At 55.6% G+C, this 550-nt stretch carries 1 protein-coding gene; it reads left to right on the forward strand.

Annotated features, from left to right (window positions below; translation table 11 throughout):
* Positions 1–11 precede the first annotated feature (11 nt).
* The coding region (gene vgrG / locus ACJHX3_RS25050) for a type VI secretion system tip protein VgrG (protein WP_021503204.1) at positions 12–550 on the forward strand (539 nt) is incomplete at its 3' end.

Genomic DNA, 550 nt, shown 5'->3' on the forward strand with positions numbered 1-550 from the left:
CGGAGGTTGCTATGTCAACCGGATTACGTTTCACGCTGGAAGTGGACGGCCTGCCACCGGACGCGTTTGCGGTGGTCTCCTTTCATCTGAACCAGTCACTCTCTTCGCTCTTTTCCCTCGATCTCTCTCTGGTCAGCCAGCAGTTTCTCTCCCTTGAATTTGCGCAGGTGCTGGACAAAATGGCCTACCTGACGGTATGGCAGGGCGATGACGTACAGCGCCGGGTGAAAGGTGTGGTGACCTGGTTTGAACTGGGGGAGAACGACAAAAACCAGATGCTGTACAGCATGAAGGTGTGCCCACCGCTGTGGCGCACAGGGCTGCGCCAGAACTTCCGTATCTTCCAGAATGAGGACATCGAAAGCATACTCGCGACGATCCTGAAAGAAAACGGGGTGACCGAGTGGAGTCCGCTGTTCAGCGAGCCGCATCCTTCCCGTGAGTTTTGTGTCCAGTACGGCGAAACCGATTACGATTTCCTGTGCCGGATGGCGGCGGAGGAAGGCATCTTCTTTTATGAGGAGCACGCGCAAAAAAGTACCGACCAGAG

The organism is Escherichia sp. WS1265 (assembly GCF_046487585.1).
In the GTDB taxonomy this organism is placed as follows: Bacteria; Pseudomonadota; Gammaproteobacteria; order Enterobacterales; family Enterobacteriaceae; genus Escherichia; species Escherichia coli.